Here is a 24,910-nt window from a genome sequence, read left to right as displayed (position 1 = left end):
GGGACGAGCGTAGCGGTCAGGGGGTGAGGAATCGGCGCAGTCCCGCCAGCGCGGCCTCGAGGTCCGCGAGCGGGACGTGCTCATCGTCGGTGTGGGCCAGCAGCGGGTCCCCGGGGCCGAAGTTCACCGCCGGGGTGCCGAGCGCGGAGAAGCGGGCCACGTCCGTCCAGCCCTGCTTGGCCGCGAGCGGCACGTCCTGCCCGAGCGCCGCGAGGAAGCTCCGGGCGGCGTCGTCGTCCAGTCCCGGCAGCGCGCCGCCGGCGGCATCGGTGACCACGATCTCGAGATCCAGTCCCGCGAGCACCTCACGCACATGCGCCTCGGCCTGCTCGATCGAGGTGTCCGGGGCGAAGCGGTAGTTCAGCAGGGCGGTGGCCGCATCCGGGATCACGTTGCCGGCGATGCCGCCGGAGATCCCCACCACGTTGAGGCACTCGCGGTACTCAAGGCCGTCGATCACCGCGCGGCGCGCCTGGTAGCCGGCCAGGCGCTCGAGCACCGGGGCGAGGCGGTGGATCGCGTTGTCCCCCACCCAGTCGCGGGCGGAGTGCGCGGCGATGCCGCGGGCGGTGACCTCGAGCTTCATGGTGCCCTTGCAGCCTCCCTCGACCCCGGCCGAGGTGGGCTCGCCCAGGATCGCGAAATCCGCCTCGAGCAGCTCGGGACGCTCTGCGGCGATCCGGGTGAGGGCGTTGTCCGCGGCGGCGACCTCCTCATGGTCGTAGAAGATCCAGGTGAGGTCCACGGGGGCGGCGTCGGCCTCGACGGCGAGCTTGAGCAGCACCGCGACCCCGCCCTTCATGTCGCAGGTGCCACGGCCCACCAGCTCCTCGCGCCCGTCACGGAGGCGGCGGGTGGAGGGGAGGTTGCCGGCGAGCGGGACGGTGTCCAGGTGCCCGGCCAGCAGCACGCGCCGGTCCAGGCCGCGGTGGGTGCGGGCGATGACGGTGTCGCCGTCCCGCAGCACCTCGAGGTGAGGGGCGTACTCGCGCAGCGCCGCCTCGACGGCGTCGGCGAGCGCTCGCTCGTTCCCGGAGACGGATTCGATGTCGACGATCGCGGCGGTGAGCTCGACGATGTCGGCGTGGGGATCGAGGGCGGGGATCGTCTGGGTGCGCATGCGGGTCATCGTGCCATGTCCTCCTCGAGTGCTCCCCCGGCGCGGGCCAGCCGCAGCGCGACCGCCTCGGCGTGGCGCAGCAGCTGGGCGCCCGTGCCCGGCTCGGCGGTGATCGCGGAGCCCGGCTGGGCGGTGCTCACGGGCACTCCGACCATCAGGCGGCGCTCGTGGACGGTGCCGTCGGCGCCGACCGGGGCGTACAGACCGTCCACCGCGATCGAACCGGTCAGCATGCGGCGCCTCGTGCCGCGAGAGGCCCAGGAGTCCTTCTGCACCTCGCCGCGCTCGCGCCAGGCGCCGAGCAGCGCGCTGCGGTAGGCGGGCAGGTCCACCGGCGGCAGATGCGCCTCGAGCACCCCGTCGCACAGCACGGTCTCGCCCTCCGCGCCGTGGACGGCGTAGCGGCCGGCCTCCTCGTCGATGTCCACGTGCATGCGCGGACCGGTGAACTCGAGCAGCCCCGCCTCGCAGAGGGCGAGCACCTGCCGGGCGCGCAGCACGGGCGGGCCCGAGGCCCACGAGGCGAAGGCGTTGCGCAGGTGGCCGTCGATGTCGCGGCGCACGGAGTCAGTGGTGTAGGCACCGAGGTCGGTGAGCCTGTTGACCTGGATCCGCAGGGCGATCAGCACGCGGTAGATCAGCACCCAGGCGGGGTCGGGCTCGGTGGCGGCGCGCAGCGCCTCCTGCAGCACCTCGCGGGTGCTGCGATGGGGGTGGGGGCTCTCCCCGCCGCGACGGCCGAAGGGGAACAGCAGCGCATGCAGCGCCGCATCGTCCGCGAGCTCGTGATGCCCCTCGCGCCGCAGCGCCCGGCGCAGCTCCGCGAACATCAGCGGCATCACGTCGTGCTCATGGTCCACGCCGGCCGAGCGCACCGCGAGCTCGAGCACCCGCTCGCCGGTCAGCACCTCGGGCAGATAGGGCTCGGGCATCTGCGCCCCGAGATCGGGCTTGGGGCGGTAGACCATGCCGGAACGGGAGCCGACCACCAGGCGCGGCTCCTGCCCGCCCGGGAGATAGCGCAGGCCCGAGGGCGCGGTGGGATCGGGCTCGAAGCGTCCCCCCGCGACGGAGGTGAGCATGCCGATCGCGTCGTAGAAGTTCAGGCCCATCCCCTGCACGGCGACCCGCTCCCTGCCCAGCAGGGCGGCGTAGTCCACCTCGAGCGGGTTCGCGGGGCCCAGGTGCACCAGGTCGTGCCGCTCGGCGGCGTCGGCCAGCTGCTGGGAGCGGGGGCCGAGGGCGGTGGGCAGGTGACCGAGCGCGAGGGCGACCGCGTCGGCGCGCAGCACGCGCCCGTCGGAGAGCCGCACCCGCTGGGGGCCGTCGGGCTCGCCCGTCACGTCGACGGCCTCGGCGGCGTGCTCGACGATCCGCAGGCGGGCGGGGTCGGCGTCCTCGTGCGCGGTCGCCAGGACGTGGGCGAGGTAGCGGCCGTGCGCCGCACGCGGTGCGAAGTCGGTGGGGGCGAGGCCCTCGCCTGCGAGGTGATCGGCGAGGGTCACGGTGCGGGGCGAGGGGAGCACGCCGTGGCAGGAGGCGTCGGGGTACATCGTGGTCTGGCAGGTGGTGGTGTTCATCAGCAGCACCTCGGGCTGATCGTGCCGCCACACCGCGCCGCCGCGCCCCACCTGCGGGTCGATCAGGTGCACGGTCAGCGCGCCCTGCCAGGCCGGGCTGTGCGAGGCGGCGACCAGTCGCTCGACGATGGCGGTGCCCCGCGGCCCCGCCCCGATGACGGCGACGGCACGGACGTGATCGGAGGCTGGGCTCATCTCCCCAGTATGGCGCGGGCACGCCCCCGCCATGCACGACCTGCTTCCGCGCCATGCACGACCCGTGGCGCGTGCTCCGCACCCGGCTTTCGTCGCTGCGGCCCCGTCGGCCCGCCGATCTGGGAGCATGTCGCCATGTCGACTCCGCCTCCGCCGCCGAGACATCTTCCCCGCAGCGATCCGTCGATGCCGACGGATCTGTTCGGCGGGCGTCAGGCCGCGCACCTGCGCGCCGTGGTCAACGCCGATCTGCTGCCCGAGGAGCGTGCCTCGGCCGATGCGCTGGTGATGACGGCCTGGCTCTCGGCGGCGCAGCGGGCGCAGTACGCGCCGACGCTCCGCTCGGGCCCGCATCCCGAGGAGTTCGCCCAGCGCCTGGCCGATGAGCGGCGCGTGGTGCTCGAGGAGGGCGCCGATCCGGTGGCCGACGAGCTCGAGTCCGCGGCGCTCGCCGAGCGGGAGGCGCGCCAGGTGCCGCTGCGGATCCTGGAGGGCGTGCTGCTGGCCGTGGCCGCGGGCGCGGTGGTGTGGATGGTGCTCGCGGCTATGGGCGGGGAGGCCCTGCCCGAGGCGATGCTGCCGGGGATCGTGGTGGTGCTCCTGGCCGTGGTGTCCGCCGCCGTGGTGGGCGATGTGGCCACACGCCGAAGGGATCGGTCGCTGCTGGACTGGGCGGTCTCCCGGCCCGGCCAGCTGGGACGAGGGCTGCCGCTGCGGCGACCGCTGCAGGGTGGTTCGGCAGGTCCCGCGGTGGTGCAGTCGCTCGGGCCGGCGCTCCTGGTGGGCTCCGGGGTGCTCGCGATCGTGGGCGGAGCGGCGGTGCTGCTGATCACGCTGATGCTCCGGGAGGACACCGGGGCCGCGGCGCTGGCCCCATGGCTGCTGGGCGGCGGGGCCGCAGCGCTCGTGGTGGCGGTGCTGGCCGTGTACCTGCGCTCGCGACGGCTGCTGCGCCTGGCCCGCCGGGCACGGGCCGCGGCGTGGATCGGGCCGTCGTCGCCGCAGGAGGAGCCTCCCGCCCTCTGACGCCCAGGACTCGGACGGCGAGGCGCTCGATGCTCGAGTGCTGTTCACCGTGGTCGGTGAGCGGTCGCACGTCGAGCAGGGTGAGACGGGCAGCGACGGGGACCATAAAATCTCCCCATGACATCGACGACGCCGCACTCGACCGCCGCGCACGCCTGGGGCATCGGCCTCAGCACCCTGGCCTCCGACGGCTCCGTCCTCGATACCTGGTACCCGGACCCGCAGCTGGGCGAGGCGCCGGCCGCGCCGCAGGACCATCCCCTGCACGCTCAGCTGAGCGCCGCCGCCCGCGCTGACGAGCTGCGCGGCACCAGCCAGAAGGTGGTGGTGCGCGCGATCGAGCTGGCCGCCGCTCCAGCCGATGCGGCCGACGCCTACCTGCGCCTGCACCTGCTCTCCCACCGCCTGGTCCAGCCCAACACGCAGAACCTCGAGGGACTGTTCGGCCTGCTCACCAACGTGGTGTGGACCTCGGAGGGCCCCTGCGCCGTGGCCGGGTTCGAGGAGACGCGCCTGCGCCTGATCGCCGCAGGCCGCACCCCCGCGGTGATGAGCATCGACAAGTTCCCGCGAATGGTCGACTATGTGCTGCCCACCGGGGTGCGCATCGGCGATGCGGACCGTGTGCGCCTGGGCGCGCATCTGGCCGAGGGCACCACGGTCATGCACGAGGGCTTCGTGAACTTCAACGCCGGCACGCTCGGCGCCTCCATGGTCGAGGGCCGCATCTCGCAGGGTGTGGTGGTGGGAGACGGCTCCGACCTCGGCGGCGGAGCCTCCACCATGGGCACCCTCTCCGGCGGCGGCACCGAGCGGGTGAGCATCGGCCGCCGCTCCCTGGTGGGTGCCGAGGCCGGGGTGGGCATCGCGCTCGGCGACGACTGCGTGGTCGAGGCGGGGGTCTACATCACCGCCGGCACCAAGGTGGAGCTGCTCGCGCGGGGCGCCGACGGCTCCGAGCAGACGCGTGTGGTCAAGGCCCGCGAGCTCTCCGGCGCGCCGAACCTGCTGTTCCGTCGCCATTCGCTGACCGGTGCGGTCCAGGCCGTGGCTCGCGAGGGGCGCAGCGTCGAGCTCAACGACGTCCTGCACGCGAACTGACACAGCGCACAGCGCGCAGAGAACAGAGCACGGGGACGAGGGATGGCGACACGCGGCGGCGGGCGATCACGGGGCAGATCCGGGTCGCTCGCGCGCCATGTGGCGGTGCCGCTGGTGATGGTGCTGCTGTTCGCGGGCATCGCGGGCGGCAGCTACGTGGCGCTGCAGCGCTACGGCTCCCCCGCCCATGAGGGCACCTGCGTGGCGACCGGCCTGGGCACCAGTCACCGCTACAGCACCGACCGGGTCGCCAATGCGGCGCTGATCAGCGCGACCGCGGTGGATCGGGGCCTGCCCCCGCGGGCGGCGTCGATCGCGCTCGCGACCGCGTACCAGGAGTCGCAGCTGCAGAACATCGACTACGGCGACCGCGACTCGCTGGGGCTGTTCCAGCAGCGGCCCTCGCAGGGCTGGGGCAGCGAGGCCGAGATCATGGACCCGATCTACGCGACCAACGCGTTCTACGACGTGCTCGAGACGATCCCCGACTACACCAGCGGGGACATCAACGACATCGCCCAGGAGGTCCAGCGCTCGGGCCACCCCGAGGCGTACCGCGATCACGAGACCGAGGGACGGCTGTACGCCTCGGCCCTGACCGGCCAGAGCGGCGCGAACCTGGTGTGCACCCTCGGTGCCGTCGGCGCGACCGTCTCCCCCGAGCAGGTCCGCTCCGAGCTGGAGCGGCAGTTCCCCCGCACCACGCAGTCCGGTCGGCTCACCGCGCGCCTGGACTCCGCCGCCGGCGCCGCCCCGCAGCTGCCCGCCGAGGCGGGGGCGACGGCGCTGGTGATCGATGTCGGCGATGAGTCGCTCGGCTGGGCGGTCGCGAACTGGGCCGTGGCCCGCGCGGCGGATGACGGCGTGGTCCAGGTGTCCTACCGCGGAAGGGTCTGGGACCGCTCCCTGCGCGGCGAGGAGGCGGAGCGCTGGGGAACGGCCGAGGGCGGCGACAGCGACCGCGTGGTGGTGCTGGTCAGCGGGCGCTGAGCGCCCCTGCGGCGCGATCGTCCGCGCCACGGAGCGCTCTGCTCAGTGGACCGTCAGGCCCCGGGCGCGGAACTGCTCGCGCACCCGCTCGACGACCTCCTTCGAGGGCGGCTGGGCGTCGCGGAGCTTGTACTCCATCCCGAGGGTGTCCCACTTGTCCTGGCCCATGTTGTGGAAGGGCAGCACCTCGACCCGCTCGATGACGTCCTTCCAGCGCTCGATGATGTCCGCGACCCGCTCGACGTTCTCCTCGTCGTCGGTCCAGCCCGGCACCACCACGAAGCGCAGCCAGATCGGGGTGCCGCGCCGGGCGAGCCGGTCGCCGAAGTCGATCGTTGGCTGCAGGCGTCGCCCGGTGAGCTTCTGGTAGGACTCCTCGCTGCCGGACTTCACGTCCAGCAGCACCAGATCGACGTCGTCGAGGAAGGCGTCGCCGGCGACCGCGCCCAGGTAGCCGGAGGTGTCGATCGCGGTGTGGATCCCCATCTCCTTGGCCGCGCGCAGCACCTTGCCGGCGAAGGCGGGCTGCATCAGCACCTCCCCACCGGAGAGGGTGATCCCTCCCCCGGTGGCGGTGAACACGCGCCGGTAGCGGCGGATCCGGGCCACGATCTCCTCGAGCTCCACGTCCTGGCCGCGGCGCATCTCCATCGTGTCGGGGTTGTGGCAGTACACGCAACGCAGCGGGCAGCCCGCGAAGAACAGGGTCAGCCGCGTGCCGGGACCGTCGACCGCGGTCACCAGCTCCCAGGAGTGGAGCGAGGCGATGCGGCCCTCACGGATCGCGGCGAGGCGGTCCGAGCGCTCGAGCTCGGCCTCGGCCATGCCCTCCAGCCCCGCGCCCACGCGACGGTTCTCGGCGGGCACGGCCAGCAGGTCGATGCTCGAGGACATGGGCTCAGGCGCCCTGGTGGAAGGTGCGGTCCAGCACGTCCAGCTGCTGCTCGCGCGTGAGCTTGACGAAGTTGACCGCGTAGCCGGAGACCCGCACGGTGAGGTTCGGGTAGTTTTCCGGGTTCTCCATCGCATCCACCAGCGTGTCCTTGTTGAGCACGTTGATGTTGGCGTGGAACAGTCCGGACTCCATGTTGTTCTGCGCGCGGCTGGCCTTCATCGAGGCCAGGCGCTCGGCGTAGGTCGGGGTGGATGAGGTGGTCATGTCCGTCTCCTCGGGGGTGGTGGGGTGTGCTGCCGTGGTCACTGCTCGTCCATCACGAAGCCGGCGTCGAGGATGCCGACGAGGTTCGTGACCTGCTCGTCCTTGGTGCGTCCGAGTCCCTGCGGGGTGATGGTGTTGGTCAGCGAGATGCCGTCGAGCGCGTCGTGGTAGTCGAGCTTGCCCACGCTCAGCATCGAGGCGACCATCCCGTGGGTGTCCGCGCCGTTCTCGGGGTTGGCGCCCGGGGAGAACGGGGTGCCGGCCCGGTGGCCCGAGGGGAAGGAGCCGGTGGCCTTGCCGTAGACCACGTTCGAGGTGATCGTCAGCACCGACTGGGTGGGGATCGCGTCACGGTACATCGGGATCGCCTTGATCTTCTGCATCACGGTATGCACGATCGTCGCCGCGATGTCGTCGGCCCGGTCGTCGTCGTTGCCGTAGCGGGGGAACTCGCCCTCGGTGAGGTAGTCGACCACCAGGCCGCTCTCGTCACGCAACGGGGTGACCGTCGCGTGCTTGATCGCCGAGAGGGAGTCCGCCACGATCGACAGGCCCGCGATGCCGCAGCCCATGGTGCGCACGATCTCGCTGTCGTGCAGCGCCATCTCCATCGCCTCGTAGGCGTAGCGGTCGTGGCTGTAGTGGATGATGTTCAGCGCCTCGACGTAGGTGCCCACCACCCAGTCCAGCATCTCCTCATACTTCTGCCACACCTCGTCGAAGTCCAGCGGTCCCTCGCCGGTGATCGGCGTGAACAGCCCGTCCTCGGTGACCTGCTTCCCGGAGACCTCGTCGCGGCCGCCGTTGATGGCGTACAGCAGGGCCTTCCCGGCGTTGACCCTCGCTCCGAAGAACTGCATCTGCTTGCCCACCTGCATCGGGGAGACGCAGCAGGCGATCGCCGCGTCATCGCCCCAGCGGTCGCGGATCTGCTCGTCGGACTCGTACTGGATCGAGGAGGTCTCGATCGAGATCGCCGAACAGAACTCCTTGTACCCGGCCGGCAGCTGCGGGTCCCAGAAGATGGTGATGTTCGGCTCCGGGGCGGGGCCGAGGTTCCGCAGGGTCTGCAACAGGCGGAACGAGGTCCTGGTGACCTGGGCGCGGCCGTCGGCCGAGAAGCCGGCATCTGACCAGGTGGCCCAGTACGGGTCTCCCGAGAAGATCTGGTCGTAGTCGATGGTGCGCAGGAAGCGGACGATTCGCAGCTTGATCACCAGCGCATCGATGATCTCCTGGGCCTGGCTCTCGTCCAGCACCCCGGCGGCGAGGTCCCGCTCGAAGTACACGTCCAGGAAGGCCGAGAGGCGTCCGATCGACATCGCGGCGCCGTCCTGACTCTTCACCGCGGCAAGGTAGGCCATGTAGGTCCACTGCACCGCCTCCTGGGCGCCGGCGGCGGGGCGGCGCAGGTCCAGGCCGTAGGACTCACCCAGGTGGACGAGCTTCTTCAGCGCCTTGATCTGCTCGGCGTGCTCCTCGCGGTAGCGCGCCCAGTGCTCGGAGAAGGGCTGGTCGGCGACCGCATCCTTGGCGCGCTGCTTGTCCTCGATCAGGGCGTCCGCGCCGTACAGGGCCAGGCGGCGGTAGTCGCCGATGATGCGGCCGCGGCCGTAGGAGTCGGGCAGGCCGGTGATGATGTGGCTCGAGCGGGCGGCGCGGATGCGCGGGGTGTAGATGTCGAAGACGGCGTCGTTGTGGGTCTTGCGGTACTGGGTGAAGATCTTCTTGACGTCCGGATCGATCTCCTTGCCGGCCTCCTTGATGGCGGTCTCGACCATCCTCCAGCCGCCGGCGGGCATCATGGCCCGCTTGAGCGGCACATCGGTCTGGAGGCCGACGATCACGTCGTCGTCCTCGCTGATGTACCCGGCGGGGAAGGCGTCGACGTCGGCGGGCGTGCGGGTGTCGACGTCGAAGACCCGTCGGCGGCGCTCCTCGGAGAGGTAGTGGCGCTCGAGGTGGTCCCACAGCCGCAGCGTCTTCTCGGTGGGGCCGGCGAGGAAGGAGGCGTCACCGGTGTAGGGGACGTAGTTGCGCTGGATGAAGTCGCGCACGTCGATCCGGTCCTGCCACGGTCCGGCGGCGAAACCCTCCCACGCGTCGTGGTGCGCGGCCTCGGTGCCGGGGCGGTCGGTGGTGGCAGTGGACATCGGATCCTCCTCGCTGAGCGGAAGGGCTCCGGTGGTGCGTGCCCTTCTCGGATGCCCTCACCCTAGGCCGCGCGAAGAGCCCGTCCCGGGGCGGAAGGTCCCCCTCGTCGGCGCGGGGAGGAGATCCGGATCACGCTCGGGCCGGAGCGGCATGGGGTCATCCCATGCCCTCCGGTGATCCGAGGGGTCTCAGCCGCGCTTGTCGAGGTCGGCCTGCAGCGCCGCGAGGCGCAGCTCGCTGGTGCCGGTGCGCTCCTGCATCGCCTTGTAGGGGCGCTCGGCGTGGCCGGTGTAGATCTGGCGCGGGCGGCCGATCTTGGTCTCCGGGTCGTGGACCATCTCCTCCCACTGGGCGATCCAGCCCGGGAGACGGCCGATGGCGAACAGGACGGTGAACATCTCCGTCGGGAAGCCGATCGCCTTGTAGATCAGGCCGGTGTAGAAGTCGACGTTCGGGTAGAGCTTGCGCTCGACGAAGTAGTCGTCCTGGAGGGCGATCTCCTCGAGCTTCATCGCGAGCTCGAGGCGCTCGTCGTGGACGCCGAGGCGCTCGAGCACGTCATCGGCGATCTTCTTGACGATGCGGGCGCGGGGATCGTAGTTCTTGTACACCCGGTGGCCGAAGCCCATCAGGCGGATCCCGTCCTCCTTGCGCTTGACCTTCTCCATGAAGTCGCGCGGGTCCATGTTCTCGGCCTGGATCTGGTCGAGCATGTCCATCACCGCGGCGTTAGCGCCGCCGTGGGCGGGGCCCGAGAGGGCGCCGATGCCGGCGGAGATGGAGGTGAACAGGTTCGCCTGGGCGGAGCCCACCAGGCGCACCGCGGAGGTCGAGCAGTTCTGCTCGTGATCGGCGTGGAGGATCAGCAGCTGGTCCATCGCGCGCACAACGACCGGGTCCGCGATGTAGTCCTCGACCGGGAACCCGAAGGTCAGGCGCAGGAAGTTCTCGATCAGCGAGAGGCGGTTGTCCGGGTACAGCAGGGCGTGACCCTGGGCGATGCGGTGCGCGTAGGCGGCCATGGTGGGCAGCTTCGCGAGCAGACGCACGGAGGAGAGCCGGGCCTGCTCCTCGTCGAAGGGATCCAGCGAGTCCTGGTAGAAGGTGGACAGCGCGGAGGTGCCGGCCTGCAGCACCGCCATGGGGTGCGCATCGCGCGGGAAGCTCTCGAACATCCGCTTGAAGCGCTCGTCGAGCAGGGTGCGGTGCTCGACCTGGGCCTCGAAGTTGTCGAGCTGGCCGCGGGTGGGCAGCTCGCCGTTGATCAGCAGGTAGGAGACCTCGAGGTAGCTGGACTTCTCGGCGAGCTGCTCGATCGGGTACCCGCGGTACCGCAGGATGCCCTGGTCACCGTCGATGTAGGTGATCGACGACTTCGCGTTGGCGGTGTTCATGAAGCCGGGGTCGTAGGTGACCTGACCGGTCTCCTTGCGCAGCGGGCCGATCGCGATGCCGGCGTTGCCCTCCACGGCGGGGACGATCGGCAGATCGAGGGACTTCTCCCCCAGGTTCAGCTGAGCAGAGGTCGTCGAGTGATCCATGGGCTCTCCGTTGTGCGTGGTCGGATCGGCAGCGGTGCGGGGCACCGGGGGTTCAGAGGCGCTCGAGGCGCCGGGCGGCGGAGGCGATGCGCTCATCGGTCGCAGTGAGTGCGACCCTCACGAAGGATCCGCCACCGACACCATAGAACATCCCGGGTGCCACCAGGACACCGCTCTCCGCGAGGCGTCCGACACTGATCATCGCGTCCTCGCCGAAGGTGGTCCAGAGGTACAGGCCCGCCTGGGAGCCGTGCACGGTCCCTCCGGCGGCATCCACCGCGGGCTCGAGGATCGCGCGGCGGGCGCGATAGATCTCACGCTGCGCGGCGGGGGCGTCGTCATCGCCGAGGGCGGCGGTCATCGCGATCTGCACCGGGCCGGGCAGCATCATCCCGGCCTGCTTGCGCACGGCCACCAGCTCGCCCACCAGCTCGGGGTCCCCGGCCACGAAGGCCGCGCGGTAGCCGGCGAGGTTGGACTGCTTGGACAGCGAGTACACGGTCAGCAGGCCCTCGAGGGAGCCGCCGTTGACGCGCGGATCGAGCACCGAGGGGACCTCGTCCACGGTCCAGGGCAGCAGCGCGTAGCACTCGTCGGAGGCGACGATGATCCCGCGCTCACGCGCCCAGCGCACGATCGCGGCCAGCTGCGCGGTGCTGAGCACCTCGCCGGTGGGGTTCGAGGGAGAGTTCAGCCACAGCAGGCGCAGGCGGTCCGCGGCCGACGGATCGGGCAGCGCGGCATCGCCGTGCGCGGCGAGCTCCGCCATGTCCAGTGCCAGCGCCTCCGCGCCGACGAAGCGGGCGCCCATGTCATAGGTGGGGTAGGCGATGTGCGGGAAGGCCACCGCGTCCCCCGGCCCGATCCCGAGCTGGAAGGGCAGGTGCGCGACCAGCTCCTTCGAGCCGACGGTGGGCAGCACGCCCTCGACGCCGAGCGTCTCGGGGGCTGCGCGGTGACGGCGCACGAAGTCCACCAGCGCCTCACGCAGCGCCGGGGTGCCGATCGTGGTCGGGTAGCCGGGGCTGTCCGCCGCCGCGGCGAGGGCGCGCTGCACGGAGACGGGGGTGGGATCCACGGGGGTGCCCACGGAGAGGTCCGCGATGCCGTCGGGGTGGGCGGCGGCGCGCTGCTTCGCGGGCGCAAGCGCATCCCACGGGAAGTCGGGCAGGCGCCGGGCGAGGCCCCGGCGCGGGGAGACGGGCACGGCCACGGCTCAGGCCAGGGGGTTGGCCTGCGGGGGCAGGGCCTCGATGATCGCGTGGTCCTTGTCGATCACGCCCATCTTCGCGGCGCCGCCGGGGGCTCCCAGATCGTCGAAGAACTCGACGTTGGCCTTGTAGTACTCGGCCCACACGTCGGGGGTGTCGTCCTCGTAGAAGATCGCCTCGACCGGGCACACCGGCTCGCAGGCGCCGCAGTCCACGCACTCGTCGGGCTGGATGTACAGCATCCGGTTGCCCTCGTAGATGCAGTCCACAGGGCACTCGTCGACGCAGGCGCGATCCTTGACGTCGACGCAGGGCAGAGCGATGACGTACGTCATGAGCGGCTTCCTTCCATCGGGGACCGCCCCATCATCTCATCCCCGCCTCGCCCGGAACGGCCAGGCGGGGCGGCTGAGCACGGAGGTGATCGGATGCACAGGCACCGCGCGCCGGTAGCCTCGAGGGATGAGAGAGAGCGACGGCGAGCGGGTGCGGCCCGGCTGGGCACCCTTCCTCGAGGTGGGGACCCGGGTGGTGCTGCGCTACGCGATCGATCGGGAGAGCTCCCCGCACGGGGAGTCGATGAGCGATGCGCTGGGCACGATCCTCGCGGCCGACGAATCGGTGGTGCGGGTGATGACGCGGCGCGGCGAGGTGGCGGTGCCGCGGGTGCTGGTCATCGGGGCGAAGGAGGTTCCGCCGCCACCGGTGCGTGGGCGGGGGCCCGCCGCGCCCTGAGGATGTAGTCGATGCCGGAGGCGGTGTGCATCGCCACCCCGATCCAGAACAGCACCTGGGCGAGGGGCACCAGGGACGGCATCCAGGCCGCCATGGCGACCAGCACGAACACCGAGCCCATCAGCACGAAGGTGCGGACCTTCCCGAGCCAGGAGACGGAGATCCGCCCGCCGAGGGCGGCCCCGGTGGCCAGGACCGCCATGGCGAGGTCCACCAGCACGATGATCGCCAGCGCGGCCCAGGACAGCAGATCCGCGATCGCGAGGGAGAGCACGATCCCGGCCAGGCCCACCCGATCGGCGATCGGGTCGATGATCGCACCGGTGCGGCTGGTCTGATCCAGCAGTCGGGCCAGGAGCCCGTCGACCCAGTCGGTCGAGGCCCACACCAACAGCAGCACCACCGCGAGGGTGTCCGGGCCGTCCAGCAGGAGCACGCACACCGGTGCCAGCAGCACGAAGCGCAGCAGGGTGACGAGGTTCGGGATCGTCGCCCAGTCCGGTCGCGTCGCAGCGCTCATATGCTCAGCGTGCCCTGCGCGGGCGCCTCGCCGCCAGCGTGACCGCTCCGGCGAACAGGAACGGGATCCCCACACCGAGGCCCTGCACGATCCAGCCCGAGTACTGCGGCACCTCGCCCAGCATCGCGGGCATCAGCACCCCTCCCCCGGCGCTCTGGCCGAGGAAGGGCATCGCCAGCAGCCCCCACAGGCAGCCCAGCACCAGCACGGGCAGTCGGGAGCCCGTGGCGGACCACAGGAACACGCAGGTGACGACCTGGAACAGCGCACCGAACAGCAGCCCGGCGGGGATCTCGACGCCGAGCAGCTCGACCTCGAAGCGGTGGGTGGTGACCAGCATCAGCACCGAGACGACCGTGAGCACCAGGGCCATCACGGCCTGGGTGATCCGGGCGGAGAGGGAGTCCGTGTCCATCCGCGGGGCGGTCCCCTCGGTGCGCTGCTGCGTGCTCACCGACTCACTTCCCCGACTTGGCCTTCGACTGCGAGCGACGGCGCTCGGTGGCGTCCAGGATGACCTTGCGGATGCGGATGATCTCGGGGGTGACCTCGACGCACTCGTCCTCGGCGGTGAACTCGAGGGACTCCTCGAGGGTGAGGCGGCGCGGCGGCACCAGGTTCTCGAAGGAGTCCGACGACGCGGCGCGCATGTTCGTCAGCTTCTTCTCCTTGGTGATGTTGACGTCCATGTCCTCGTTGCGGGAGTTCTCCCCCACGATCTGACCGGCGTACACCTCGGAGGTGGGCTCGACGAAGAAGGAGCCGCGCTCCTGGAGGTTGATCATCGCGAAGGGGGTCACGTTCCCGGCGCGGTCGGCGACCAGGGAGCCGGTGGAGCGGAACTCGATCTCGCCCATCCACGGCTCGTGCCCGTCGGAGTAGGAGGAGGCGATGCCGTTGCCGCGGGTCTCGGTCATGAACCGGGTGCGGAAGCCGATCAGGCCGCGGGCGGGCACCACGAACTCCATGCGCACCCAGCCGGAGCCGTGGTTGCTCATGGTCTCCATGCGGCCCTTGCGCGAGGCCATCAGCTGGGTGACGGTGCCGAGGTACTCCTCGGGCACATCGATGGTCATCCGCTCGACGGGCTCGTGGACCTTGCCGTCGATCTCGCGGGTGAGCACCTTCGGCTTGCCGACGGTGAGCTCGAAGCCCTCGCGGCGCATCTGCTCGACCAGGATCGACAGGGCGAGCTCGCCGCGGCCCTGCACCTCCCAGGCGTCGGGGCGCTCGGTGGGCAGCACCTTGAGCGAGACGTTGCCGACCAGCTCGGAGTCCAGGCGGTCCTTGACCTGGCGGGCGGTGAGCTTGTGGCCCTTGCCGTTCTTGCCCGCGAGAGGGGAGGTGTTGATGCCGATGGTCATGGAGATCGCCGGGTCGTCGATCTCGATCAGGGGCAGCGGGCGGGGATCGTTGAGGTCCGCGAGGGTCTCGCCGATCATGATCTCGGGGATGCCGGCGACCGCGACGATGTCGCCGGGCAGCGCGGCGCGGGTCATCGGCTCGCGCGAGAGGCCCTTGGTCTCCAGCAGCTCGGTGATCTTGACCTGCTTGGTGGTGCCGTCCTGGGTGCACCAGGCGACCTGCTGGCCCTTGGACAGCTCGCCGTTCTTGATACGCAGCAGCGCCAGACGGCCCAGGAACGGGGAGGCATCGAGGTTGGTGACGTGGGCCTGGAGCGGCATCTCGTCGTCGAAGGACGGCGCCGGGATCTGCTCGAGAATGGTCTTGAACAGCGCCTCGACCGTCTCCTCCTCCGGGAGGGTGCCGTCGGCGGGCTGGGTGGTGGTCGCGCGGCCGGCCTTGCCCGAGGCGTAGACGACGGGCACGTCGAGCACGGCGTCCAGGTCGATGTCCTCGATCTCCTCGGCGAGGTCCGAGGCCAGGCCCAGCAGCAGGTCGGTGGCCTCGCCCACGACGGCCTCGATGCGCGCATCGGGACGGTCGACCTTGTTGACCACGAGGATCACGGGCAGCTTCGCCGCGAGCGCCTTGCGCAGCACGAAGCGGGTCTGCGGCAGGGGGCCCTCGGAGGAGTCCACCAGCAGCACCACGCCGTCGACCATCGACAGACCGCGCTCGACCTCGCCGCCGAAGTCGGCGTGGCCGGGGGTGTCGATGACGTTGATGGTGATGCCGTCGGGCTCGCCGATCGCGGCGGCCGAGGGGCCGGTGTACCGGATGGCGGTGTTCTTGGCGAGGATGGTGATGCCCTTCTCGCGCTCCAGCTCACCCGAGTCCATCGCCCGCTCATCGTGCTTGTCACGGTCGCCGAAGGCGCCTCCCTGCGTGAGCATGGCGTCGACCAGGGTGGTCTTGCCGTGGTCGACGTGGGCGACGATGGCGACGTTACGCAGATCGTTGCGGTGCTGGATGGTCATACGCAGGTGCTCGTTTCAGGTTGCGCGGCGGGGCGAGGACCGAGCAGCGCCCGGTCGCACAGCGAGTGCGACCCGCTCCAGGGCCCAGGTGAGTCTATCCGCCTGCGGCTCCCCCGCCAGAGGTCGGCGGGTGAGACCTTCGACGCGCTCCCGGCGGGAGGACTCGCGCCGCAAACGCACGAGCGCCCCACCGACGGCGGTGGGGCGCTCGTACAGGAGGGCCGATGGCGGCGCCTCGCTCAGACGTGTCCGGCGCTCGCGAACGGGTCGATCGGTCCCTCGTCCTCGGAGCCGGGGCCGGTGGCGTCGGTCTGCTCGTCCTCCGGTGCGACCTCGGGGGCGTCCACCTCGATCATCTCCGCGCCCGCGAGCGGGATCGACCCGCCGGGGATCGCGGCGAGCAGGCGCTTGGTGTAGTCCTGCTGTGGGGAGTGGAACACCTCATCGGTGGTGCCCTGCTCGACGACCTTCCCCTTCTCCATCACCAGGGTGCTGTCCGCGATCTGACGGACCACTGCGAGGTCGTGGGTGATGAAGAGATAGGACAGCCCCAGCTCGCCCTGCAGGTCGTTGAGCAGCTCGAGCACCTGGGCCTGGACCAGCACGTCGAGCGCGGAGACCGCCTCGTCGCAGATCACGACCTCCGGGTCCAGGGCGAGGGCGCGGGCGATCGCGACGCGCTGGCGCTGGCCCCCGGAGAGCTCGTTGGGGTAGCGGCGCATCATCTCCGACGGCAGCGCGACCTTGTCCAGCAGGTCCCGCACCTTCGTCTCTCGGCTCTTCGCGTCACCGATGCCGTGCAGGCGCAGCGGCTCCTCGATCGTGCGGAAGATCGAGTACATCGGGTCCAGCGTGCCGTAGGGGTTCTGGAAGATCGGCTGCACGCGTCGGCGCAGCGTCTTCAGCGCCTGGCCCGAGTAGGTGGTGACGTCCTTGCCCTCGAAGAGCACCCGGCCCGAGGTCGGCTCGAGCAGGCGCAGCATCATCTGGGCGACGGTCGACTTGCCCGAGCCGGACTCCCCCACGATCGCGGTGGTGGTGCCGCGCTCGATCTCGAAGGAGACGTCGTCCACCGCGAGGAACGGGGTGGAGCGCCAGGGCACGCTGCCGCGGATCGGGAAGGACTTGGAGAGGTTCTGGACCTGGATCACCGCGTCGGAGGTCGCGCCCTCCGCAGGCGACCGGTCGCCGTCGGCGGAGACGGGATGCTCCTCGTGCGCGTGCTCCCGCGCGCGTTCGCGCACCTCGGCCCGCCTGGCGGCGGAGACCAGGCGCCTGGAGGCGAGCGAGGGCGCTGCGCTGATCAGGCGCCGGGTGTAGGGGTGCTGCGGGTTCTGCAGCAGCTCGCGCGCTGGCCCGGACTCGACGACCTGACCCTTGTACATCACCACCAGGTGCTGGGCCCGCTCGGCGGCCAGGCCGAGGTCGTGGGTGATCAGCAGCACCGCGACGCCGAGCTCCTCGGTGAGGGTGTCGAGATGGTCGAGGATCTGCTGCTGGACGGTGACGTCCAGGGCGCTGGTGGGCTCGTCGGCGACCAGCAGCTTGGGCCGTGCGGCCAGTCCCATCGCGATCAGGGCGCGCTGCTTCATGCCGCCGGAGAACTCGTGCGGGTACTGCTGGGCGCGCCGCTCGGCGTCGGCGAGTCCGGCCTCCTCGAGCAGCTGCACCGTGCGGGTGCGCGCCTCGGCGCCCTTGGCGATGCCGTTCGCGGCGAGGGTCTCCTGGATCTGGGAGCCCACGCGCCACATGGGGTTGAGGTTGCTCATCGGGTCCTGCGGGACCAGACCCACCTGGTCGCCGCGCAGCACCCGGATCTCCTTCTCGGAGACGTGGGTGATGTCGCGGCCCTCGAAGAGGATCTGCCCGCCGGTGATCGAGCCGTTCTTGGCCAGCAGGTGGGCGATCGCCATCGCGGTGGTGGACTTCCCGGAGCCGGATTCGCCGACGATCGCGACGGTCTCCCCGGGGTACACCTCGAGGCTGGCGCTGCGCACGCCCTTCACCAGCCCGCTCGAGGTGGTGAAGGTGATCTCGAGATCGCGGATCTCCAGCAGCGGCTGGGCAGGACCGGCGGTGGAGCCGGCCGGCTCCGGGGTGGTGGCGGTGGTGGTCATCGCTTCCTCGCCTTCGGGTCCAGGGCATCGCGCACCGCGTCGCCGAGCATGATGAAGCTCAGCACGGTGATCGCGAGGGCCACGGACGGGTAGAACAGCATCGACGGCTGGGTGCGCAGCGCGTCCCGGGCATCGGAGATGTCCCCTCCCCAGGACACGGAGCTGGTGGGCAGGCCCACGCCGAGGAACGACAGGGTCGCCTCGGCGACGATGAACACGCCGAGGTTCACGGTGGCGGTGACGATCACGGGGGCGATCGCATTGGGGATCACGTGCTTGAGCAGCACGGAAGAGCGCGAGGCGCCGAGCGCGACGGAGGAGGTCACGAAGTCCTGACTCTTGGTGGAGATCACCGAGCCGCGCATGATGCGCGCGATGTTGGTCCAGCCGAACACGCTCAGCACCAGCACCACGGTCACGACGTTCATCTCGCCCAGTCGGGTCCACACCACGATCGCGCCGAGGATCAGCGGGACCGCGAAGAAGATGTCGGTCACACGGGAGATGACCTCGTCGAACCAGCCGCCGAGGTAGCCGGCGAGCGCACCGATCACGCCGCCGATGAGGGTGGAGCCGATCATCGCGAAGAACCCGATCACCACGGAGGTGCGCGCACCCCAGAAGGTGCGGGCCATGATGTCGTAGCCCTGGCGGGAGGTGCCGAAGGGGTGCTCGGACCCGGGCGGCTGGTTCGCGCGGGACAGATCGCCGAAGCGCGGATCCTGCGAGGTGAACACCTGCGGGAAGGCCGCGACGAACAGCACGAACAGGATCAGCAGCGCCGAGATCACGAAGATCGGGTTGCGGATCAGGTTGTGCAGGGCGTCGCCCCACAGGGAGCGCGGCGCGGTGGTGGTGTCGGCGGCGTCGACGGCCTGCAGCGGGGTCTCCTCCAGCGGGGCGACCCAGTGCTCCGACCTCGGGCGGCGGGAGGGGATGGCATCACTTGGCATAGCGGATCCTCGGGTCGAGCACGCCGTAGAGCACATCCACGACGAGGTTGGACAGCAGGAAGATGATCACCAGGAGCGTCACGAGGGAGACGATCATCGGCGCTTCCCCGGAGATGATCGAGGTGATCAGCAGAGTGCCGATGCCGGGGATGTTGAACACCCGCTCGGTGACGATCGCACCGCCCATCAGGGCGCCCAGGTCCGCGCCGATGAAGGTGACCACGGGGATCAGGGAGTTGCGCAGGATGTGCTTGCCGACCACGCCCTGCCGGGAGAGGCCCTTCGCGGTCGCGGTGCGCACATGATCGGCGGTCGCGGTCTCGGCGATGGAGGTGCGGGTCAGGCGCAGCACATAGGCGAAGGAGACGCCGCCCAGCACGAAGCCCGGCAGCAGCAGGTTCATCCAGGAGGGGTCGCGGCCCACGTTGATCGGCGAGATCCCCAGCTGCAGTCCGAAGACGAACTGGGCGAGGAAGCCGAGCACGAAGGTGGGGGTCGCGATCAGCAGCAGCGAGAGCATCAGCAACGTGGTGTCGATCAGCTGGCCCTTGCGCAGGCCCGAGATCACGCCGGCGATGATGCCGAAGAACGCCTCGACCACGACGGCGATGATCGCGAGCCGGAAGGTGGTGGGGAAGGCGGCGGCGATCTGGTCCCAGATCGGGCGGCCGTTGAAGCCGACGCCGAGATCGAAGGTCAGCACGCTCTTGAGGTACAGCAGCCACTGCACCAGCACCGGCTGGTCCAGGTTGTACTGCTCGCGCAGCTGCTGCTCGACAGCCGGGGAGATCGGCTTGTCGCCGGCCAGGGCGAGGATCGGGTCACCCGAGGTGTAGAACGCCATCAGGTAGACGATCAGGGTGGCGCCGAGGAAGACGGGGATCATCTGCAGCAGGCGCCGCCCGATGTACCAGATCACGTCGATCCCTTTCGCGGTGGGAGGAGGGGCCGTGGGGCCCGGGGCAGCCTGGCGGTGCCAGGCGTGCGACAGCGGGAATCGGGCGGGGCCGATTCCCGCTGTCGCAGGGTATGTCAGCGGATCACTTGGTGATCAGGTGGTACAGCGGCACGGTGTCCCAGCCGTACTCCACATCGGAGACCAGCTCGGAGTAGCCGCCGATGGTGTTCTGGTACCACAGCGGCAGGACCGGCAGGTCCCGCATCAGCAGCGCCTCCGCCTCCTTCCACAGCGCGATCGCGTCCTCCTCGGTCTCGGCGGCGAGGCCGTCTGCCAGGAGCTGATCGAACTCGGGGTTCTTGTAGTCGCCGTCGTTGCTGCCCTTGCCGTCGGCCGCCGCGGTGCCGTAGAGCGGCCCGAGGAAGTTGTAGGCCGAGGGGTAGTCCGCCTGCCAGCCCGAGCGCCAGGTGCCGTCGAGCTCACGGTTGCGGATCTGCTCGCGCATCTCGCCGAAGGCCGCGAACGGGGTGGGCTTCGCCTCGATGCCCAGCACGTTGGTCAGCGAGTTGCAGACCGCCTCGACCCAGTCGGCGTGGGGGCCGTCGGAGTTGTAGGCGAGGGTCAGCGGGCCCTCGAAGGGCTTGATGGCCTCGGCCTCCTCCCACAGGCGCGTCGCCTCGGCCTCGTCGAACTCGAGCACCTCCGCGCCGGGGATGTCGGTCGCACCGCCACCGGGGATCACCGGGGAGACGAAGTCGGTGGCCGGGGTGCGGGTGCCGAAGAACAGGTTGTCGCAGATCGACTGGCGGTCGATCGCCCGGGAGAGGGCCTGGCGGCGCAGCGCACCGGCCTCGCCCTCGAAGTTCGGGTCGTAGCCCGGCAGCGTCATCGACTGGAAGACGGCGCCGGGGGCGTTGACCGCGCGCTCGCCCAGATCCGACTCGAAGGTCTGCAGCGCCGAGCCCGGCAGCTAGTCGACCACGTCGACCTGGTTGGACTGCAGGTCCAGGTACATCGTCTCGGGGTCCTGGTAGACCGTGAAGGTGATGCCGGAGTTCTGCGGGGCGCGTGGGCCGTCGTAGGACTCGTTGGGCACGAGCACGAGCTCCTGGTCGTGGGTCCAGGTCTCGAGCTTGTAGGGACCGTTGGCCAGCGGCATCTCGCCGTAGGCCTCGATGTCGTCGAAGGCCGAGGGCGGCAGCGGCATGTAGGCCGAGTAGCCCAGGCGGGTCGGGAAGTCGGACTGGGGCGAGATCAGGCGCACGGTGAAGGTGCGCTCGTCCACGACCTCGAGGCCGGTCAGGGTCGCGTCCTCGGCGACACCCTCGGCGGAGAGCTCGTCATAGCCCTCGATCGGCTCGAAGAAGTACTGGCCCAGCTGTGCGTTGGCGGCGTTGGCCCCGAAGTTCCAGGCGTTGACGAAGTCCTCGGCGGTGATCGGGGTCGAGCCGTCGGAGTAGGTCAGCCCCTCCCGGATGGTGATGGTCCAGTTCTGGTTGTCCTCGGACTCGATGGACTCGGCGATGTCGTTCTCGGCGGTGCCGTCCGCCGCGTAGTACACGAGCCCGGCGAAGATCATGGTGACGATGCGGCCGCCGCCCACCTCACCCGTGTTCGTGGGGATCAGGGGGTTCTCGGGCTCGGTGGTGTTCGCGTAGATCGGCTCGCCGGTGCCGCCGCCGCCACCGCTGCCGCCGCCGCTGCCTCCGTCGTCGCCGCCTCCGCAGGCGGCGAGGGTCAGTGCTGCTCCGCCTGCGGCGGTGCCGAGCATCATGGATCGGCGTGAGAAGGCCATGGGGACTCCTGAGGGTGAGGGTTCGAGCACCGCACGATCGTTGTGCGGCACCGACCCAGTGTGCACCCTTCTGTGTCAACTGCAATCCACCTGTCGGTAACGCTTAGGTCTCGGCGCATTCACCCCGCAGGTCAGAGCGTTCCGGTCCGTCCGAGAGACGCCCGAGCGACGGCGTCCGACGGCGCGCCGTGCCCGCCACGGCGGCGGAATCGCCACGATCTCGACAAGAGGTGTTCAATGGCCGTATGACTGCTTCGATCTCACCCGACGCCCCCATCGATCCCACCTCGACCGACGCCTGGGCCGAGCTCGAGGCACACCACCTCGACCTCGACGGCTCCCTGCGCGAATGGTTCGATGAGGACCCGCAGCGCGCCGAGCGCTTCACCCACACCGCCGCAGAGCTCCACGTGGACCTCTCCAAGAACCTCATCACCCCCGAGACCTCCGAGCTGCTGCTGCGGCTGGCCCGTGAGGTGGGGGTCGAGGAGCGCCGCGATGCGATGTTCACCGGCGCCCACATCAACACCACCGAGGACCGCGCAGTGCTCCACACCGCACTGCGCCGCCCGGCGGGCTCCTCCCCCTCCCTCACGGTCGACGGCCAGAACATCGACGAGGACGTGCGCGGCACCCTGCACCGTGTCTACGAGTTCGCGGACAAGATGCGCTCGGGCGAGTGGACCGGCGTGACCGGCAAGCGGATCGAGACCGTGGTCAACATCGGCATCGGCGGCAGCGACCTGGGCCCCGTGATGGTCTACGAGGCGCTGAAGCCCCTGGCCCAGGACGGCCTCGAGGCCCGCTTCATCTCGAACATCGACCCCACCGACGCCTACGCCACCACACGCGACCTCGACCCCGAGACCACGCTGGTGATCGTCGCCTCGAAGACCTTCACCACCCTCGAGACCCTCACCAATGCACGCCTGGTGCGGCAGTGGCTGCTGGGCGCGCTGCGGGAGAACGCGGGCCTGACCTCCGAGCAGGAGAAGGAGGCCGTGGCCAAGCACTTCGTGGCCGTCTCCACCGCACTGGACAAGGTCGAGGCCTTCGGCATCGATCCCGCCAACACCTTCGGGTTCTGGGACTGGGTGGGAGGCCGCTACTCGGTGGACTCCGCGATCGGCACGGTGCTCGCGACGGTGCTGGGACCGGACGTCTTCGAGGAGCTGCTGGGCGGCTTCCACGCGATGGACGAGCACTTCCGCACCGCCCCCGCGGCCCAGAACGTGCCGCTGCTGATGGGCATGCTGAACATCTGGAACGTGAACTTCCTCGAGGCGGAGACCCACGCCGTCCTGCCCTACTCGCAGTACCTCCACCGCTTCCCCGCCTACCTTCAGCAGCTCACGATGGAGTCCAACGGCAAGGCGGTGCGCTGGGACGGCTCGCTCGCGACCACCGAGACCGGCGAGGTGTTCTGGGGCGAGCCCGGCACCAACGGTCAGCACGCCTTCTACCAGCTGATCCATCAGGGCAACCGGGTGATCCCGGCGGACTTCATCGCCTTCGCGACCCCGAACCACGCGCTGGCCGACGGCGACCAGGACGTCCACGAGCTGTTCCTGGCGAACTTCTTCGCGCAGACCAAGGCGCTCGCCTTCGGCAAGACCGCCGACGAGGTCCGCGCCGAGGGCACCGAGGGTCCGCTGGTCGCGGCCCGCGAGTTCTCCGGTGACCGTCCCACCACCTCGATCATGGCGCCGAAGCTGACCGCCTCGGTGCTGGGTCAGCTGATCGCGCTGTACGAGCACATCACCTTCGTGCAGGGCGTGGTGTGGGGCATCAACTCCTTCGATCAGTGGGGCGTGGAGCTCGGCAAGCAGCTCGCGAAGGATCTGGCCGGCGCCGTCGCGGGCGATGAGGCCGCGATCTCGGGCGAGGACTCCTCGACCGAGAGCCTGATCCGCTACTACCTCGCCCACCGAGAGGGCTGAGCCCGCCGCGGCCGTCAACCAACGAACAGCCTGCTGGCGAACCACATTTCCATCGGATCCGGTTCGCCAGCAGGCTGTTGCGCTGAGAGTGCGCTGTGAGGCGGCGTCGCAGCACGTCGATCAGGCCAGGTAGTCGACCTCGCGAGTCTCCTTGCCGATCACCAGCGCGACGATCGTGATCACGGCGGCCAGGAGAAGGTAGCCGCCCACCAGCCAGAGCGCGCCGTCCATCGCCTGCCACAGCGCGATCATCGCGTAGGGAGCGGGGGCGGCACCGATCACGGAGGCCATGTTGTAGCTGACGGCGCTGCCGGTGTAGCGCACGTCGGCCTGGAACATCTCCGGCAGGAACGCGGCCATCGGGCCGAAGGTCAGGCCCATCAGGGTGAAACCGAGGATCAGCGCGGCCATCACGCCGACCGTCCCGCCCTGCATCAGCGGCTCGAGCACGAGCCCGAACGCGCCGATCGCGGCGGTGACGCCGAGCAGCAGCTTCCGCCGGCCCATGCGGTCCGCGAGCGGCCCGGAGACCAGGGTGAAGATGCCGAAGAAGACCACGCCGATGATCAGCATGGTGAGGAACTGCGGGCGCTCGTAGCCGAGACCCGGCGCGAAGCCCGCGGCGTCGAACGGTTTGCCGGCCGCCTCGGCGGCGGCGCGGGCGGAGGCCTCGTCGGCCGCGGTGGTGCCGACGACCATGAGGAAGGCCGTCATCAGATAGAACAGCACGTAGGTCGCGACCATCGCGATGGTCGCCAAGACCAGCGGCTTCCAGGCGGTGCGGAACACGCGCGCGATCGGCACCGCAGCGACCCGCTCCTCGTCGAGCACCTTCTGGAACGCCGGGCTCTCCATGAGCTTCAGGCGCACCCACAGCCCCACCACGACCAAGGCGGCGGAGAGCAGGAAGGGCACCCGCCAGCCCCAGGACATGAACTGCTCCTCGGTCAGCTGCAGGCTGAGGATCACGAACAGCACGTTGGAGAGGATGAAGCCGAGCGGGGCGCCCAGCTGCGGGAAGGTGCCGTACAGCGCCCGCTTGCCGGGCGGGGCGTTCTCGGTGGCCAGCAGCGCCGCGCCGGACCATTCCCCGCCCAGGCCGATGCCCTGGCAGAAGCGCAGCAGCACCAGGATCGAGGGGGCGATGATCTCGAAGCCCGGGGTGGAGGCGGTGGGCAGCACGCCGATCAGGAAGGTCGCGATGCCCATCACCAGCAGGCTGGCCACGAGGGTGGTCTTGCGGCCGATGCGATCGCCGTAGTGACCGAAGATCAGCGAGCCCAGGGGCCGGGCGACGAAGGCGACGCCGAAGACGGCGAAGGAGCTCAGCAGCTGGTTCGCGGCGGTCTGTGTGGGGAAGAACAGAGCCGGGAAGACCAGCGAGGCCGCAGTGGCGTAGGCGTAGAAATCGAAGAACTCGATCGTCGTGCCGACCATCGAGGCGGTGATGACGCGTCCGCGGGTGTTGGCGGGGGCGGCGGCGGGCGCCTGAGC

The 24,910-nt window shown here is 70.4% G+C and carries 19 protein-coding genes and 2 pseudogenes; 5 read left to right on the top strand and 16 right to left on the bottom strand.

Translation table 11 applies throughout. The annotated features are described in order from the left end of the window. Nucleotides 1–16: 16 nt before the first annotated feature. On the bottom strand, nucleotides 17–1,129 hold the full coding sequence (gene dapE / locus BN4251_RS00435; RefSeq protein WP_087483213.1) for a succinyl-diaminopimelate desuccinylase: 1,113 nt from the start codon (nucleotides 1,127–1,129) through the stop codon (nucleotides 17–19). Beyond that, entirely contained in the window at nucleotides 1,126–2,895 is a 1,770-nt protein-coding gene (locus BN4251_RS00430) for an FAD/NAD(P)-binding protein (RefSeq protein WP_087483212.1), read from the bottom strand. Before BN4251_RS00430 ends, dapE begins: the two co-directional genes overlap by 4 nt. Before the next feature lie 135 nt (nucleotides 2,896–3,030). Between BN4251_RS00430 and BN4251_RS00425 the strand changes: the two genes are divergently transcribed. The 3 genes from BN4251_RS00425 (at nucleotide 3,031) to BN4251_RS00415 (ending at nucleotide 6,012) form a co-directional block, all read left to right on the top strand. Beyond that, on the top strand, nucleotides 3,031–3,921 hold the full coding sequence (locus BN4251_RS00425; protein WP_087483211.1) for a hypothetical protein: 891 nt from the start codon (nucleotides 3,031–3,033) through the stop codon (nucleotides 3,919–3,921). 117 nt (nucleotides 3,922–4,038) lie between these two features. After that, a complete protein-coding gene (gene dapD, locus BN4251_RS00420) occupies nucleotides 4,039–5,022 on the top strand; it encodes a 2,3,4,5-tetrahydropyridine-2,6-dicarboxylate N-succinyltransferase (protein ID WP_087483210.1) in 984 nt (327 codons plus the stop codon). Between the two features lie 105 nt (nucleotides 5,023–5,127). Continuing rightward, nucleotides 5,128–6,012 (top strand): hypothetical protein, encoded by an 885-nt coding sequence (locus BN4251_RS00415; RefSeq protein WP_245810132.1) that lies wholly within the window; start codon nucleotides 5,128–5,130, stop codon nucleotides 6,010–6,012. A gap of 42 nt (nucleotides 6,013–6,054) precedes the next feature. Here BN4251_RS00415 and pflA read toward each other — a convergent pair whose 3' ends face one another. From pflA to fdxA, 6 genes and pseudogenes are all read right to left on the bottom strand, one after another. Next, nucleotides 6,055–6,906, bottom strand: a complete 852-nt coding sequence (gene pflA, locus BN4251_RS00410) for a pyruvate formate-lyase-activating protein (protein WP_087483208.1) — start codon at nucleotides 6,904–6,906, stop codon at nucleotides 6,055–6,057. A gap of 4 nt (nucleotides 6,907–6,910) precedes the next feature. Continuing rightward, nucleotides 6,911–7,093: pseudogene (locus BN4251_RS18835) on the bottom strand (glycine radical domain-containing protein); the annotation flags it as partial. Between the two features lie 116 nt (nucleotides 7,094–7,209). After that, nucleotides 7,210–9,324 carry a pyruvate formate lyase family protein gene (locus tag BN4251_RS00400; protein WP_087483206.1) on the bottom strand — a complete coding sequence of 705 codons (2,115 nt, stop codon included), beginning with the start codon at nucleotides 9,322–9,324 and terminating at the stop codon, nucleotides 7,210–7,212. 189 nt (nucleotides 9,325–9,513) lie between these two features. Next, nucleotides 9,514–10,866, bottom strand: coding sequence for a citrate synthase (locus BN4251_RS00395; protein ID WP_087483205.1), 1,353 nt, complete (start codon nucleotides 10,864–10,866; stop codon nucleotides 9,514–9,516). Between the two features lie 52 nt (nucleotides 10,867–10,918). Then, complete coding sequence (dapC, locus tag BN4251_RS00390) at nucleotides 10,919–12,073, bottom strand: succinyldiaminopimelate transaminase (RefSeq protein WP_170931757.1); 1,155 nt, start codon at nucleotides 12,071–12,073, stop codon at nucleotides 10,919–10,921. Nucleotides 12,074–12,082: 9 nt separating this feature from the next. Next, nucleotides 12,083–12,412, bottom strand: a complete 330-nt coding sequence (gene fdxA, locus BN4251_RS00385) for a ferredoxin (protein WP_087483203.1) — start codon at nucleotides 12,410–12,412, stop codon at nucleotides 12,083–12,085. A 127-nt stretch (nucleotides 12,413–12,539) separates the two neighbouring features. Here fdxA and BN4251_RS00380 point away from each other — a divergent pair, with 127 nt between their 5' ends. After that, nucleotides 12,540–12,812, top strand: a complete 273-nt coding sequence (locus BN4251_RS00380) for a putative acetyltransferase (protein ID WP_087483202.1) — start codon at nucleotides 12,540–12,542, stop codon at nucleotides 12,810–12,812. Here the strand turns inward: BN4251_RS00380 and BN4251_RS00375 are convergent. From BN4251_RS00375 to BN4251_RS00345, 7 genes and pseudogenes are all read right to left on the bottom strand, one after another. Further along, nucleotides 12,751–13,332: a CDP-alcohol phosphatidyltransferase family protein gene (locus BN4251_RS00375; protein ID WP_087483201.1), complete on the bottom strand. Its 582-nt coding sequence runs from the start codon at nucleotides 13,330–13,332 to the stop codon at nucleotides 12,751–12,753. The genes BN4251_RS00380 and BN4251_RS00375 overlap by 62 nt on opposite strands. Nucleotides 13,333–13,336: 4 nt before the next feature. Continuing rightward, entirely contained in the window at nucleotides 13,337–13,786 is a 450-nt protein-coding gene (locus BN4251_RS00370) for a hypothetical protein (protein WP_245810131.1), read from the bottom strand. A gap of 4 nt (nucleotides 13,787–13,790) precedes the next feature. Continuing rightward, the gene (typA, locus tag BN4251_RS00365) at nucleotides 13,791–15,713 is read right to left on the bottom strand and encodes a translational GTPase TypA (protein ID WP_087483200.1); all 1,923 of its coding nucleotides are present in this window, start codon (nucleotides 15,711–15,713) and stop codon (nucleotides 13,791–13,793) included. A gap of 239 nt (nucleotides 15,714–15,952) precedes the next feature. Then, nucleotides 15,953–17,830 (bottom strand): dipeptide ABC transporter ATP-binding protein, encoded by a 1,878-nt coding sequence (locus BN4251_RS00360; RefSeq protein ID WP_087483199.1) that lies wholly within the window; start codon nucleotides 17,828–17,830, stop codon nucleotides 15,953–15,955. Next, nucleotides 17,827–18,783 carry an ABC transporter permease gene (locus BN4251_RS00355; protein ID WP_087483198.1) on the bottom strand — a complete coding sequence of 319 codons (957 nt, stop codon included), beginning with the start codon at nucleotides 18,781–18,783 and terminating at the stop codon, nucleotides 17,827–17,829. The genes BN4251_RS00360 and BN4251_RS00355 overlap by 4 nt, the downstream gene beginning before the upstream one ends. Next, nucleotides 18,773–19,702 (bottom strand): ABC transporter permease, encoded by a 930-nt coding sequence (locus tag BN4251_RS00350; RefSeq protein WP_087483197.1) that lies wholly within the window; start codon nucleotides 19,700–19,702, stop codon nucleotides 18,773–18,775. The genes BN4251_RS00355 and BN4251_RS00350 overlap by 11 nt, the downstream gene beginning before the upstream one ends. Before the next feature lie 121 nt (nucleotides 19,703–19,823). Beyond that, a pseudogene (locus tag BN4251_RS00345) lies at nucleotides 19,824–21,476 on the bottom strand (peptide ABC transporter substrate-binding protein). A gap of 245 nt (nucleotides 21,477–21,721) precedes the next feature. Here BN4251_RS00345 and pgi point away from each other — a divergent pair. Continuing rightward, entirely contained in the window at nucleotides 21,722–23,416 is a 1,695-nt protein-coding gene (pgi, locus tag BN4251_RS00340; RefSeq protein WP_087483196.1) for a glucose-6-phosphate isomerase, read from the top strand. Nucleotides 23,417–23,536: 120 nt separating this feature from the next. Here pgi and BN4251_RS00335 read toward each other — a convergent pair. Then, nucleotides 23,537–24,910: MFS transporter (locus tag BN4251_RS00335; protein WP_245810130.1), on the bottom strand; the 1,374-nt coding region annotated here is incomplete at its 5' end.

The sequence above is a fragment of the Brachybacterium massiliense genome, from assembly GCF_900184245.1.
Taxonomy (GTDB): domain Bacteria; phylum Actinomycetota; class Actinomycetes; order Actinomycetales; family Dermabacteraceae; genus Brachybacterium; species Brachybacterium massiliense.
The sequence above is the reverse complement of the archived record's forward strand: the minus strand, read 5'-3'. Positions and strand labels throughout refer to the sequence as shown.